At 73.0% G+C, this 12,974-nt stretch carries 19 protein-coding genes; 8 read left to right on the forward strand and 11 right to left on the reverse strand.

The window, feature by feature from the left end:
* Positions 1-64: 64 nt before the first annotated feature.
* The 10 genes from M8316_RS13145 to M8316_RS13190 all read right to left on the reverse strand — a co-directional run bounded on the left by M8316_RS13145 (position 65) and on the right by M8316_RS13190 (position 5,548).
* Positions 65-469, reverse strand: coding sequence for a hypothetical protein (locus tag M8316_RS13145; RefSeq protein WP_250055237.1), 405 nt, complete (start codon positions 467-469; stop codon positions 65-67).
* A complete protein-coding gene (locus M8316_RS13150; RefSeq protein WP_250055238.1) occupies positions 466-1,341 on the reverse strand; it encodes a 3'-5' exonuclease family protein in 876 nt (291 codons plus the stop codon). Before M8316_RS13150 ends, M8316_RS13145 begins: the two co-directional genes overlap by 4 nt.
* Positions 1,341-1,757 carry a hypothetical protein gene (locus M8316_RS13155; RefSeq protein ID WP_250055239.1) on the reverse strand — a complete coding sequence of 139 codons (417 nt, stop codon included), beginning with the start codon at positions 1,755-1,757 and terminating at the stop codon, positions 1,341-1,343. The genes M8316_RS13150 and M8316_RS13155 overlap by 1 nt, the downstream gene beginning before the upstream one ends.
* Before the next feature lie 23 nt (positions 1,758-1,780).
* A complete protein-coding gene (locus tag M8316_RS13160; RefSeq protein ID WP_250055240.1) occupies positions 1,781-2,929 on the reverse strand; it encodes a recombination directionality factor in 1,149 nt (382 codons plus the stop codon).
* Between the two features lie 2 nt (positions 2,930-2,931).
* A complete protein-coding gene (locus M8316_RS13165) occupies positions 2,932-3,843 on the reverse strand; it encodes a hypothetical protein (protein WP_250055241.1) in 912 nt (303 codons plus the stop codon).
* Positions 3,840-4,145: a hypothetical protein gene (locus M8316_RS13170; RefSeq protein WP_250055243.1), complete on the reverse strand. Its 306-nt coding sequence runs from the start codon at positions 4,143-4,145 to the stop codon at positions 3,840-3,842. Before M8316_RS13170 ends, M8316_RS13165 begins: the two co-directional genes overlap by 4 nt.
* Entirely contained in the window at positions 4,142-4,489 is a 348-nt protein-coding gene (locus tag M8316_RS13175) for a hypothetical protein (protein WP_250055245.1), read from the reverse strand. The genes M8316_RS13170 and M8316_RS13175 overlap by 4 nt, the downstream gene beginning before the upstream one ends.
* Positions 4,486-4,833 (reverse strand): hypothetical protein, encoded by a 348-nt coding sequence (locus tag M8316_RS13180; protein WP_250055246.1) that lies wholly within the window; start codon positions 4,831-4,833, stop codon positions 4,486-4,488. The genes M8316_RS13175 and M8316_RS13180 overlap by 4 nt, the downstream gene beginning before the upstream one ends.
* An 83-nt stretch (positions 4,834-4,916) precedes the next feature.
* A complete protein-coding gene (locus M8316_RS13185; protein ID WP_250055247.1) occupies positions 4,917-5,177 on the reverse strand; it encodes a hypothetical protein in 261 nt (86 codons plus the stop codon).
* Complete coding sequence (locus tag M8316_RS13190) at positions 5,174-5,548, reverse strand: helix-turn-helix transcriptional regulator (protein WP_250055248.1); 375 nt, start codon at positions 5,546-5,548, stop codon at positions 5,174-5,176. Before M8316_RS13190 ends, M8316_RS13185 begins: the two co-directional genes overlap by 4 nt.
* Before the next feature lie 203 nt (positions 5,549-5,751).
* On the opposite strand from M8316_RS13190, the gene M8316_RS13195 reads away from it, so the two are divergent.
* From M8316_RS13195 to M8316_RS13220, 6 genes are all read left to right on the forward strand, one after another.
* A complete protein-coding gene (locus tag M8316_RS13195; RefSeq protein WP_250055249.1) occupies positions 5,752-6,249 on the forward strand; it encodes a hypothetical protein in 498 nt (165 codons plus the stop codon).
* A 62-nt stretch (positions 6,250-6,311) separates the two neighbouring features.
* The gene (locus M8316_RS13200; RefSeq protein WP_250055250.1) at positions 6,312-6,764 is read left to right on the forward strand and encodes a hypothetical protein; all 453 of its coding nucleotides are present in this window, start codon (positions 6,312-6,314) and stop codon (positions 6,762-6,764) included.
* The gene (locus M8316_RS13205; protein ID WP_250055251.1) at positions 6,761-6,976 is read left to right on the forward strand and encodes a hypothetical protein; all 216 of its coding nucleotides are present in this window, start codon (positions 6,761-6,763) and stop codon (positions 6,974-6,976) included. The genes M8316_RS13200 and M8316_RS13205 overlap by 4 nt, the downstream gene beginning before the upstream one ends.
* Positions 6,977-7,158: 182 nt before the next feature.
* Entirely contained in the window at positions 7,159-7,740 is a 582-nt protein-coding gene (locus M8316_RS13210) for a dihydrofolate reductase family protein (protein ID WP_250055252.1), read from the forward strand.
* A 156-nt stretch (positions 7,741-7,896) separates the two neighbouring features.
* Complete coding sequence (locus M8316_RS13215) at positions 7,897-9,495, forward strand: methyl-accepting chemotaxis protein (RefSeq protein ID WP_250055253.1); 1,599 nt, start codon at positions 7,897-7,899, stop codon at positions 9,493-9,495.
* A gap of 44 nt (positions 9,496-9,539) precedes the next feature.
* The gene (locus M8316_RS13220; protein WP_250055255.1) at positions 9,540-10,562 is read left to right on the forward strand and encodes a sugar ABC transporter substrate-binding protein; all 1,023 of its coding nucleotides are present in this window, start codon (positions 9,540-9,542) and stop codon (positions 10,560-10,562) included.
* Positions 10,563-10,568: 6 nt separating this feature from the next.
* Here the strand turns inward: M8316_RS13220 and M8316_RS13225 are convergent, their stop codons facing one another.
* Positions 10,569-11,126, reverse strand: coding sequence for an RBBP9/YdeN family alpha/beta hydrolase (locus tag M8316_RS13225; protein ID WP_250055257.1), 558 nt, complete (start codon positions 11,124-11,126; stop codon positions 10,569-10,571).
* A 57-nt stretch (positions 11,127-11,183) separates the two neighbouring features.
* Here M8316_RS13225 and M8316_RS13230 point away from each other — a divergent pair, with 57 nt between their 5' ends.
* The gene (locus M8316_RS13230) at positions 11,184-12,002 is read left to right on the forward strand and encodes a shikimate 5-dehydrogenase (protein WP_250055259.1); all 819 of its coding nucleotides are present in this window, start codon (positions 11,184-11,186) and stop codon (positions 12,000-12,002) included.
* Between the two features lie 296 nt (positions 12,003-12,298).
* On the forward strand, positions 12,299-12,880 hold the full coding sequence (locus M8316_RS13235) for a TMEM165/GDT1 family protein (protein WP_250055260.1): 582 nt from the start codon (positions 12,299-12,301) through the stop codon (positions 12,878-12,880).
* The last annotated feature ends 94 nt before the right edge of the window (positions 12,881-12,974 follow it).

Genomic DNA, 12,974 nt, shown 5'->3' on the forward strand with positions numbered 1-12,974 from the left:
TCGGCGGTGGCGTCGGCGAGCCAGGCGGCGATGGCGAGGACGAGGAGGGTGGCGAGGCCGGCCATCAGGCGTCCGCCGTCCGTGTGGCTCCCCAGAACCCGGGCGGCTCGAGGCCGGGCGGGTCGTCGGGGTGGGCGTGGAGGCAGTGCTCGCCGTTGCGGCCGGCGCAGTGGCTGGGCGCGTGGGTGATGGGGGTGGATGCGGTGTCGACGCGGACGGGCGCGCGGTGGCGTCCGCCGAGGGCGGCGAGGGGGTGGTCGTGCACGGACTGGTCCTGCTTCGGGTCCGGGGTGGGGTGGAGGAGTGCGCGGGCTTCGTCGGCGCGCGTGTGGACGTCGGCGAGCGCGAGGGCGGCCTGGTGGGGGCGTCCGGGGCAGCGGCCGGCGGTGGTGTCGTGGGCGACGTGGCCGTTGAGGCGGTGGCAGACGACCGCGGTGTCGGGCAGGCCGGTGGTGGGCTGGGTGGTCATGCGGCCACCGCCGTGCGGGTCTGCAGCGGCCACCCGGTGTCGCAGGAGTCGGCCTCGGCGGTCTTCCCGACCTTGCGGAAGAACTGCGCGAGGCTGGTCTGCTGCTCGACGCGCCACCCGGCCTGCTTCTCGTGGAGGGTGGAGAGCTTGAGGCGGGCGATGTCGGGCCACGCCTCGGCCAGGCGGCCGGCGAGGCGGATCGCGGCCAGCGCGTCGGCAGTGGCGTCGTGGGCGCCGGTGTGGCCCACGCCGTAGTGGGCGCACAGGGACGCGAGCTGCTTGTTCAGCGCGCCGCAGCCTCCGCACTTCCACTTCCCGCCGCGGCAGCCTCCGCACTCGTGGTGGTTGTTCTCGCGGTCGCAGCCGGGCGCGCGGTGGCAGATCTTCCGGTAGGGGTCGTAGGCCTTCTCGATGACCATCGGGTCGATGACGCCGGCGATCCCGGCGGGCCGGGCGGTGAGGGTCTGCAGGCTGGCGCGTGCGAGCTCGTGCTCGAGGAGGGTGAGGTCGTAGGGGGCGTTGTGGACGACGAGGGGGACGCCCTGGTTCATGGGGAGCGTCGTGTGGCCGGCGATCTCGTCGAGGGCCCGCTCGATGCTGGTGGTGAGCGGGGGGCCGTCCTGGGTGTGGCGGGTGGCGTGGCCGGGGGCGACCTCGTTGTTGAGGCGGTCGGTGGTCCAGCCGTGGACGTCGGCGGCCTCGTCGGGGACGGGGATGCCGGCGTTGAGGACCCAGGTGGTGGCGCGGGGGCGGGAGCCGGGGACGCGCCAGACCATGGAGGCGGTGACGATGCGGTCGGCGGTGGGGTCGATGCCGGTGGTCTCGGTGTCGAGGGCGACCATGGGGCCCTCGTGCCACTTCGGGGCGGCCATCAGCGGACACCGCCCTGACCGGGCCGATCGCTTAACGTCTCGCCGAGAAGGCGGAAGTGGTCCGGGCAGGTGCGCGCCCCAGCCTGAGCCATGACGGCGCGCTGTATGGCATGGATGTGAGCGACGAGCTCCCGCAGGTCGGCCGCACGCGAAGGCCCGTCTCCGACGATCTGGCACAGGTCGTTCCACAGGCTTCCGGCCTTCTCGATCGCCGTGCGCTCCGACGGGGTCAGGAGCGCACCAGTCTCGTGACCACGGTCGGCCTCCCGATAGAAGTGGTGCAGGTGGCCGACCCCGTTGCCTGCGCCGTCCTGGAGGACGTGTCCGTCGTAGTCGTGCTGGATGAGACCCAGGCGGACCAGGGTGTCGACCTGTTCGGCATCGAATGACTCCGTGAAGCCGTCGGGGCCGGTCACGACGTACACCTCTCGATCCGCACTCATGCGGCACCTGCCTCGCCGGTGGTGATCCGCTCCAGGTACAGCCCCAGCTCGGCCGCCGCAGCGTCGTCCGGGATGACGCCCATGGCGTCCTTGAAGTCCGCGACCAGCCGGTCGGAGTCCCAACCGAGGTCGCCGGTGCGCTTGAGGATCTGCTGCCAGATCGCGTCCGCGTCACCAGCACCAGCGCCCGCACCTGTCGAGGGCGAGGGCGCAGCGTCCGGGACCAGCTCGGCGTCCACGACACCGTCGGCGTCCGGCTTCGGCTCCAACGCCGCCACCCGGGCCCGCGCGGCCGCGGTCGCCGGGTGCTCGGCCAGGTCGTGCTGCTCGAGGTAGGCGACCATCTGGCGCGCCAGGTCCAGGTCGGCGGCCTCGATCTGCTCCCGCGACGGGATGTGCACCTTCGGCCCGGCCGCGTCGGCTGCCTCGGCCGGCTGGCCATCGGACGACGCGGGGGCCGCGGCGAGCGCCGGCCGCTCCTGCTGCGGCTCCGGCGCCGCGAGCTCGGTGCCCGCCTTCGCGTTCACCACCTCACGCAGCCGCGCCTGACCGATCTGCAGGTCGAGGACCGGCACCACGAACCGGGACGTCTTCCCGTCCTTGATCGCGCGACGCTCCTGCAGGTTCAGGTGCGCCGGCACCAGGTCGCCGACGAACTGCGCGAGTTCGGCGACGGCCGGGATCTCCGCGGCCGCGTTCCACCCGTGCGACTCCAGCCGCCACACGCCGATGGCCTCCAGCTCGGGCAGCATCACCGACAGGCGAGTCGTGGGCTTCGCGGCCTGGTGGGCCCGGTCGTTCGGGTCACACGGCTCCGCGGTGACCGCGTTGACCTCGCCGTCGCAGCGGTGCACGCAGCCGCCGCCGGACCAGGTCTCCAGCCACTGCGACAGGCCACCCTTCACCGCGATCACCGGGATGGACCGGGCGTCGGTGAACACCTCCCACGAGGCGACCCCGCCGTTGTCCCACGACGTCGCCGTGCCGCCGTACAGCTCGGCGAGGTCGCGGATGTACCGCTCGGAGACCGAGGTGAAGCGGAACCGGTCGAGCTTCTGGGGCTGCCCCTTGGAGCCCTTCTGGCCCAGCCGGATGCGGCCGAGCTCGGCGTGCCGACGCTGCAGCATGAGGGGAGAGATGGGCATGGTCAGGACGCCTTTCGTGCGGGCGCCACGGCGGGCGCGTCGATGGGGGTCCAGGTCTTGGTGTCCTGGGTGTGGAGGAAGGTCTGCAGCCCGACGGCGTTCACGAACGCGCGGTGCGCGGCCCGGTCGGCGGGCAGGGGGATGAGCCGGTAGTCGTCGGCGCGGAGGTTCAGCAGCGCCGCGCCGTCGAAGCGCGGCAGCTCGACCTCGGAGTCGTCGGGGAGGATTGCGGCCTCGGCGTACTTCAAGCCGGCGAGCTGGAGGACCTGGTCGACGTACACGGTCCCGACGGGCTTCTTGAGGCTGGTCTTGATGTCGACGAGCCACAGGAACCGCTTCCGCGGCGACGGGCGGCCGGTGGCCGGGTCGATGCGGAGCCACACCCACAGGTCGCCTGTGCCGGCGTACCGGTGCTTCCGGGAGAACACGGTGGTCTCCGCGGCCTCGACGTCGCGGTCGATGTTGACGCCGAACTCGTCGAGGAACCGCAGGTGCTGGTTCACGAACGGCTGGACCTCGGGCACGTAGGGCCTGGGCTCGCCCAGGACGTGCGCGTGGGCGTGGTCGTGGACGGCGGTGCCGAAGTCGGCGGCGCGCTCCCACTGGTTGCGGTGCTCGGCCTTGATCTCCGCAGTCAGGCAGAACCGGCAGTGGCCGCACCGGTCCGCGACGCGGGCCTTCGCGCACGGGCCGGCGGCGGGCTGCCTCGAGGTGGCGACCATGCGGGGCAGCTCGGCCCACGCCTTCTCGGCGGTGGCCTTCGCGGCCGCCGGCACCAGCTGGGGCTTCGCGATGACGCCCTGCGCGTTGGTGACGGAGATCAGCAGCTCCTCACCCAGCGGGCAGGTCTCGGAGCAGGCGCCGTAGTACCGGCCCTTGCCCTTGATGTCTCGGGAGTGCAGGGGGGCGGTCATGCCGCGTCACCTCCGGTGTGGACGTCCGACCGGGCCCAGGTGGGCGCCGGCCGCGGGTCGGGGTAGGCCAGACCGGCCCAGGGCGCCGCGGCGACCGGGTAGCGGGTCGCGGCCGAGGTCTCGCGGGCCTCGACGCGGCAGTGGTCGCACGCGTCGCCGCGGTCGCAGGCGCCGCACTGCGCGGTGCCGTGGTCGCAGGCGAGGTTCGTGTCGTCGCCGCACGCCCCGCAGGACATGGGCCCCTGGTCGGGGTCGGCGGCGTCGACGGCCACGATGTGGAGGCCGGTGTCGAGGTCGATCACGGCTGCACCTCCCTGGCCCAGGCGCGGACGGTGGCCTCGATGACCGGGTCGGTCAGCTCGGCGCGGTGGGAGGGGTGGATCGGCGCGACGCCGTCGAACTCGACGACCGGCTGGACACCGCGCGCCGGCGGCAAGGCCTCGGCGGGCACGTCGACGGGCGGCGCGGCGACGAAGAACAACGCGGCCAGCTGCAGCGGCGACACCTCGACGCTGTGGTCGCAGTCCAGGTCGAGGCAGCGGAGGATCCACATGCCGGCCGGGGTGCGGTGGATGACGGCGTAGCGGCGGCCGGTCGGGTGGTGGGTGAACACCATGAGCGGCTCGGGCTGCGGCTTCCGGCTCATGCCGTCACCTCCACCGCGCGGAGGTGACGACCCGAGGCCGCGCCGTAGGTGACGACGCAGACGCGGACCCCGCTGTCGGGGAGCCGCCCGGACACCGACGTCTTCTGCCGGTAGGGGGCGGGCACGGTGTCGCTGAGGATGTTCTCGGTGACCTCGTCGACGGCGAGGCCGCTGGTGACCCAGGCGTCGAGCTCGTCGCGGTGGACGTGGACCTCGATGCGGTCGACGTGCCGGTCGAAGTGGATACCCATCGGGGTCGGGACGTCCCGCTCGTTGAGGTGGTGCGCCACGGCGAGCAGCGCGGCGTTGCAGTGCGCCGGGGAGGCGGCGTTGGGGTGTGCCATCTGAGACACTTCCTCTCGTTCGTGAGCCCTCGGTGTGCTGTGCAGGCGTCGCCGGGGGCTCCGGCATGTGCAGGTGTGGGGAGTCAGCTCGCGGTGCGCGCACGGCGCGCGGCGGCGGACTTCATGGCGATGCGCTGGTAGTGCGCGCGCTTCGCGGACTCGGCGCGCTTGGCGCGCTCGGCGGGGGAGAGCACCCGGTCGGGGTCGACCTGGTTCTCGAACTTGCGGGCCATCCCGTCGCGGGCGGCCTGGGTGGCAGCGGACCGGTCGGTCTCGCGGGCCCACCGCTCGTGAGCGGCGAGCTTGGCGATCTGCCGGCGCTGCCCGGGGTCGGACGCGGTCACCGACGGGCTCCGGCCGGGCGGACGACGCGGACCCCGGCGTGCACCGTGGCCGGGTTGCGACTGCCACGCGAGGCAGTAGCAACGTGCGGCATGCGAACGTCGGCACGGGTCTCGAAGTAGTCCTCCAGCTCGATGTCGAGGGCCTTGGAGACGCGGATGGCGATGTCCTCGCCGCAGTCGCGGTCCAGGCCCGACTCGAGCTTGGAGATGTACTGCTGGGTGCACCGGGCGTGCACCGCGAGCTGGGTCTGGGTGAAGCCCTTGGTCTTGCGGCGCCGGCGCAGGCGGTCCGGGTCCTTGATGTACATCCACACCTCGTTGGTCGGTGGTCGCAGCCGGCGTACCGGCCGCGATCGGGTGATTCGGGTCATCGTGCGCTCCTTCGTCGGTGAATACAACTGGCACGCGAGACAGTAGCAACCAGTTGTGAGTTGTACAAGTGGCCGAGTAGTAATTGCCGCGCAGGTCAGAAGCAGCCTGCACGCCACAAATCCGACGGCGAGTTGTACCGGGCGCGCTGTCGGTTACGCGTCGGCGATTCCCAACCACCACCGGAAGGCCCACCTTGAGCGACATGAACGAGACGCTCCAGGACCTCATGGAGCGGCGACTCCGAGAGATGGGACACCGACGTGGACGTGGCGAGAGCATCAGCCTGCGAGAGGCCTACCAGCGAGTGCTGGACGCCCGGAACCGCGACGAGCTCGAAGCCGCCGAGACAGGGGTGCCGCTCAACCAGGCCGGCCCGCCGACCTACGAGGTGTTCCGCCGCATCCGCAACGGCCACACACGCATCACCGACACGACCGCGAGCGCGCTCGCCACCATGCTCGACGTCCCCCTCTCGGACGTCTACCGAGCCGCCGGCATCGCGCCGCGACTCGGCCGCTTCGAACTACCCACCCGAGCCGACCGGCTCGACCAGGACCAGCGGAAGGTCGTGCTGTCCGTCGTCGACGCCATCCTCAAGGCAGGGGAGGGCGACGCCAAACAGCCCGCCGGCGACGAGCTCGACAAGCGCCGCAAGATGCAGCGAGTCCAGACCCGGGCAGCGCGCCGGGACGACTCTTGACGACCGCCCCCGTCAAGGCGACCACGCCACACCTGTCGGCGGCGACCCCTACGGTCCCCGCCATGATCCATCCGTGGCGTCGGTTCCGGGACCTCGCTCACTTCAAGCTGCGCTGGCACGAGGGCGGTGACCTCGGGTTCACCGACTTCGAGTCGCAGACCGTGAGCCTGCGACGAGGCCTCAACCAGGCCGGCCGCCGCTCGACGATCCTCCACGAGTGCCTCCACGTCGAGCGCGGCCCCGTCCCCGAGGGGCTGGCCGCGCGCGAGGAGCTGCGTGTGCGGAAGCTCGCTGCGCAGATGCTGCTCCCCGACATCCGCGCGATCGCCGACGCCCTCGCCTGGGCCGAGGGCGACCTCGAGGCCGCGGCCGACGAGCTGTGGGTCGACGTCCCCACGCTCCGCGACCGGCTCCGGTTCATCAGCCACCCCGCCGAGCGGGCCTACCTCCAGGCCCGCCTCGAGGAGATCAGCGACCACCACGGGCACGACCAGGACGGAGAGGCCACCGCATGAGCGACCACCACGACGACGTCGACCGCACCGACGACGACCGCGACGACCTCCCCGAGCCGTCGGTGCTGCGCGAGCGCATCCCCGTGATCATCATCAGCGTCCTACTCATCGTCATCGTGGTGCTCGTCATCCGCGAGCTCAGCGACAACGCCACCATCGGCGCACCCGTCCAGCTCCTCGGAGCCGCGACGAGCGGGAACCAGACCGCATAGTCTTAAGCACAGTGTTCGCAGGAGTCCTGCGTAACCGCAGGTCGGCACAGCGCATAACACTCGATCCCTTACAACGAGGCGGTCGGGGGTTCGATCCCCTCTGCGCCCACCACCGTCGTGCCCGGCCGACGCGTGCCGCGGGACGGCGGCACGCGGTCGGCGGCGGCTGGTAGAAGAGTGCGATGACCACGCTCAGTCCGCAGCGCCGCGCCTGGCGCGCCCGCGCCTTCGTCGGCGCCAGCCTCGACGGCTACCTGGCCAGGCCCGACGGCGACCTCGACTGGCTCACCGCGTTGCCCGAGGACGTGGGCCACGCCGCCACTCGGGGCGAGCACCCCGGCCTGGAGTGGGAGACCTTCTTCCCCGAGATCGACACCCTGCTGATGGGCCGCGAGACCTACGAGACCGTCGCCGGCTTCGAGGAGTGGCCCTTCACCGGGCTGCGGGTGCTGGTGCTGAGCGCCTCGGACGCCGCCCCCACGGAGGACGGACGCGTCCGGGTGGTCGCCGGTCTCGTGCAGGCCTGCGACCTGCTGGACGAGGTGGGCGCCCGCGAGGTCTACGTCGACGGCGGACGCACGGTGCAGTCCTTCCTGGCCGCCGGCGTCCTCGACGAGATCACCGTCTCCACCGCGCCCGTGCTGCTCGGCGCCGGCCGCCGCCTGTTCGGCGGTCTCGGTGCCGACGTCCAGCTGCGGGTGCTCGGCAGCCACGTCACCGCCGACGGCCTGGTGCGGACCACGTGGGAGGTCCGCCGGGGCTGACCCGGCTCGCCGTCGCGGTCGGCCGCTCCTGCGGGGACGGCCATGAAGATCCTGTGTGGACGCCGGTGGCTTCCTTCAGCCCCGCCCGGTCGAGCCGTTGCCCAGCGCAGCAGTGCCGGTGACGTGCCGGCGCCAGAGCACCGAGCGGGGACGGGCATGACGTTGCGGCGATGGATCGGCGACCTGCCACTGGGCCGGCGACTGGGAGGCGGGATCGGCCTGATCCTGCTGCTCAGCGTGGCCATCGGCCTGATCAGCAGCCTGGGTCTGCGCGACCTGGAGGACACGCTGGCACGGACCAGCTCCGCCAGCCTGGAGGCGACCCGGGCCGCCGGGGACGTGCGTTCCAGCTTCAACGCCCTGGCCAAGACCGACCAGGACCTGCTGGTCAACCGCGACGAGGACATCCGTGCTGCCCTGACCGAACGACGCAGCGACCTCGAGACCGAGCTCGACGAGGCCTGGGCCGCCTACCTGGCCGCCGACCCGGCGAGCCCTGCCTCGCTGCGGGACGACTTCGCCGCCGCGCTCGCCACCTGGCGCTTCATCCGGGGCCAGTACCTGGAGCCGCTGGTGCAGGCCGGTGCCGTGGAGGACTGGGTGGCCACCTACAACGCCTCGGTCGCGCGCTCCTCCGCGGCGACCATCAACGAGGCCCTGAGCGAGATCGCCGGCACCGAGCAGGCTGCTGCCGGGGAGCGGCTCGTCGAGGCGACGACCGTCGCCGAGCGAGCCATCCTGCTCGTCTGGGTGGGCGTGGCCGTGGCCCTGCTCCTCGGTGTCCTGCTCACCGTCGGGCTCAGCCGCAGCATCACCGGCCCCGTCGGGCACGTGCTGCGAGTCGCCGAGGCGATGGCACACGGCGACCTCACCGCCCGCACCGGCATCCGCCGCGGCGACGAGATCGGGCGCGTGGCCGCGGCCCAGGACCAGGCCGCCGACGGTCTGCGCACCATCCTCAGCGACGTGGCCGCCGGCTCCCAGCAGGTGGCCGGGGCGGTCGAGCAGCTCACCGGGTCCGCCGGGCGGATCGAGACCGAGGTCGGCCTCACCACCCAGGAGTCCGCCGCGGCCGCGGACGCCACCCACAAGGTCACGACCAACGTCAACGCCGTGGCGCTGGGCGCCGAGGAGCTGCGCGAGTCGATCACCGAGATCTCCCGTGGCGCCCAGGACGCGCTCAAGGTGGCCCACGACGCCACCCTGGCCGCCGAGGAGGCCACCGGCCTGGTCGGCACCCTCGGCACCAGCTCCAGCCAGATCGACGAGGCCGTCCGACTCATCGCCGGGATCGCCGAGCAGACCAACCTGCTCGCCCTCAACGCCACCATCGAGGCCGCGCGGGCCGGCGAGGCCGGCAAGGGCTTCGCCGTGGTCGCCTCCGAGGTCCAGGAGCTGGCCCGGGAGACCGCGCAGGTGACCGAGGAGATCTCGCGCCGCGTCGACACCATCCAGGGCGACACCGCCGCGGCCGTCAGCACCATCGAGCGCTTCGGCGGGATCATCGCCGAGATCAACGACTACCAGGCCCGCATCGCCGCCGCCGTGGAGGAGCAGACCGCCACCACCGCCACGATGTCGGGCTCGGCCTCCGGCGCGGCCGCCGACACCGAGGCCATCAGCGGCAGCATCGCCCGCGTGGCCGACGCCGCTGACAGCACCTCCGCCTCCGTCCGGGCCAACCGGGACGTCGTCCACACGCTCTCCGGCACCGCGGACCGCCTGGCCGACCAGGTCCGTCGCTTCACCTTCTGACGCGACCGCTCGCCCCTCTCACCGCCCACTCCCCGGGAGCCCCCATGTCTCGCACCACCGTCCTTCCGCCCCGCTCGCGCAGGGCCGGTCTCGCCATCGCCGCTCTCCTCGCCCTCGCCCCCGTGCTGGCCGCGTGCGGCACCGACGAGGCCGCCCCGGCCGACGCCGACCGGCCGACCGTCGCGATCGTCCTGCCCGCCACCGAGGAGGTGTTCTGGGGTGCGTGGACGACCTCCGCGCGGACCCAGGCCGAGGCGCTCGACCTCGACCTCGTGCTCGTCGACACCGGCAACGACGTCGCCACCATGGACGCGGCGATCGCCGACCTCGTGGACCAGGGCGTCGACGCGCTCGCCGTCGCGCCCGTCGACCCCGAGGCCAACCTGGCGGCCGCGCAGGCCGCGATCGACGCCGGCATCCCGGTCATCACCGCCAACCGCACCCTGGCGACCGACTACGGCGACGGCGGTCCGCTGCTGCACACCGGCTTCGACGACGTGGCGATCGGCACGGCCCAGGCAGCGCTGGTGGCCCAGGTCTGCGCCGACGTCCCGTCGCCGTGCCGCGTCCTCCTGGAGGAGGGGGTGCAGGGGTCCTCGCCGCAGCTGGCCCGCACCCGCGGCTTCGAGGACGGTCTGGCGACGACCACCGGCATCCGGCTCGTCGGTCGCGCCTACAACGACTTCGACGCCGCCCGCGCGGTGCCCGTGACCGAGCAGCTGCTCGCCGCGCACGACCGGGTGGACGTGCTGGTGTGCCAGGGCGACCCCGAGTGCGTGGCCGCGGCCCGCGTGGTGACCCGTGCCGGGCGCGCCGCGGAGATCGCCGTCGTCGGCCTCGGCGGCAGCATCGACGGCGTCCGGGCCGTGCAGGAGGGGCGCATGTACGGCACCGTCCACGTGTCCGCGGGCGAGGACGGCGCCACCGCCGTCCGTGCCCTCGCCGCCGTCGTGCGCGGCACGACCGACGACCTCGGTCTGGAGACCACCGGGGCCCGCCCGACCCTCCAGGTGCCGGCCACCTCGCTCACCGTCGCCGACGTGGACGAGCACCTCGGCGACTGGTGAGCCGGCTCAGCCGAGCAGCAGGGCGGTGGCCTCCGGCAGGTCGGTGAGGCCGTCGGAGGCCAGGAAGTGCCCGGCACCGGGCACCTCGTGCACGCGGGCGTCCAGCCCGGCGGCCAGGTCTCGCGTGAGGGGCGCGGGCACGAACGGGTCGTCGTCGGAGAGCAGGACGTCGCGACGGCCGGTGCGGCTCGCGGTGCGCGCCAGGTCCGGGACCGCCTCGGTGAAGGCGCCGATCGGCAGGGCCGGCCGCGGGGCGGTGAAGCCCGCCACCAGGACCAGGCCGCCGAGGCGCCACGCGCCGGGCACCCGGTCGAGGGCGTGCAGGGCGGTCACGCACCCCAGGCTGTGGCCCACGATCGCCGTGGTCTCGTCCGGCGTGCCGATCGCGTCGCCCGCGACGGCGAGCCAGGCCTCCACCCCGGGGGTCTGCGGGTCCGGCAGCGTCGGGAGCAGGACCTCGCGTGGTGCGAGGGAGGCGGCCAGGGAACGGAACCAGTGGTCGTCGGGCGTCGCGCCGTAGCCGTGCAGGACGACGACGCGCTCGATCGGGGAGCGGGGAGTCACGCCAGTCGGGAACCCACCGGGTGACGCGGCTCTTCCCACGCCGGGCAGAGTGTGACCATGCCGATCCTCCACCGCGACATGACGCTCTGCATCTCCCTCTCGGGCCGGCCCTCCAACATCGGCACGCGCTTCCACAACTACCTCTACGACGAGCTGGGGCTCCCGTTCGTCTACAAGGCCTTCAGCACCGACGACCTCGAGGGCGCGATCCGCGGGGTGCGGGCGCTGGGCATCCGCGGCGCGTCGGTCTCGATGCCGTTCAAGACCGACGTCATGGCGTTCGTCGACGAGGTGGAGGAGTCGGCGGCCGCCATCGACGCCGTCAACACCATCGTCAACACCGGCGGTCACCTCGTCGCCTCCAACACCGACTACGAGGCGGTGCAGCTGCTGGTCGAGCGGCACGGGCTCGACTCCTCCGCGCCGGTGCTGCTGCGCGGCTCCGGCGGCATGGCGAAGGCCGTCGTCGCCGCGCTGCGGGGGAGCGGCTACGAGGACGTCACCGTGGTGGCCCGCAACGCCGAGGCCGGCCAGGCCCTCGCCCAGCGCTACGGGTACCGCTGGGTGCCCGACGTGCCGGACGCACCCGTGGACGGGGCGCTGCTGGTGAACGTGACGCCGCTGGGCATGGACGGGCCCCAGGCCGACGAGCTGGCCTACCCGCACCGGCACCTGGCCGCGTCCTCGGGTGTCCTCGACGTGGTGGCGTTCCCGTCCGAGACCCCGCTGGTCCGTGCCGCCCGGGAGGCGTCGCTGCCGGTCGTGACGGGCGCCGAGGTCATCGCGCTGCAGGCCGCGCGCCAGTTCGAGCGCTACACCGGCGTGCTGCCCACCGACGAGCAGGTGGCCCGGGCCTCGGCGTTCTCGCGGGAGTGAGACCACCCGCGCCGGCGGGCGTGGCCGACGTCGCAGTGCACGCGCGAGTGCACGCCTGGTAGCGTTGCTGCCTGTTCGAGGGGGAGTAGTCCTCAACGCCTCGTGTCGACACACTGATCGGGCTCTCCGCCAGGAGTGCCGGGTCCGGTACGAGGGGCCGCCTGCGGCGGACGAGACCTTCGGCCGGCACTGCCAGTACGTCCGCGCGAGCCTGCGCGGACGCCCACGACACGTGCCCGGCCGAGGCGCGCGTCCCCCGCGGTGAGCGCCAGGTCGGGCCCGGGAAGGACCCCCTGATGGAAGCATTCCTCATCTCCACGGCCGTGATCTTCGTGGCCGAGCTCGGCGACAAGTCGCAGCTCATGGCCATGACGTTCGCCTCGCGCTACCGCGCCCGCGACGTCATCCTCGGCATCACCGTCGCCACCGCGATCGTCCACCTCGCCTCGGTGGCGATCGGCTTCTTCATCGGCGACGCGTTCGGCGAGTACCAGGGCGTGATCGCGATCGTCGCCGGTGTCGCCTTCCTCGCCTTCGCGGTGTGGACGCTGCGCGGCGACGAGCTCACCGACGAGGAGGCCGACAAGGCCCGCAAGTCCAAGGGCATGGCCCTGCTCGCGGTCGGTACCGCCTTCTTCCTCGCCGAGCTGGGCGACAAGACCATGCTCGCCACGATCACGCTGGCCACGCAGCACGGCTGGCTCGGCACCTGGATCGGCTCGACGGTCGGCATGGTCGCCGCGGACGCGCTCGCGATCGTCGTCGGTGCCGTGCTCGGCCGGAAGCTGCCCGAGAAGGTCATCCAGATCGGTGCTGCGGTGCTCTTCGCGCTCTTCGGCGTGTGGCTGATCCTCGAGGGCGCCGGCGTCATCGGCTGACCCCCGGGCCCACCGATCGGGTGAGGGGGCGTGGGTTCGGTCGCACCGGCGGGCAGGGATGTCCGCCACCTGTGACGGGCCCGTCGCCCCCACC

It is taken from the genome of Nocardioides bruguierae, from assembly GCF_023554635.1.
Lineage (GTDB): Bacteria > Actinomycetota > Actinomycetes > Propionibacteriales > Nocardioidaceae > Nocardioides > Nocardioides bruguierae.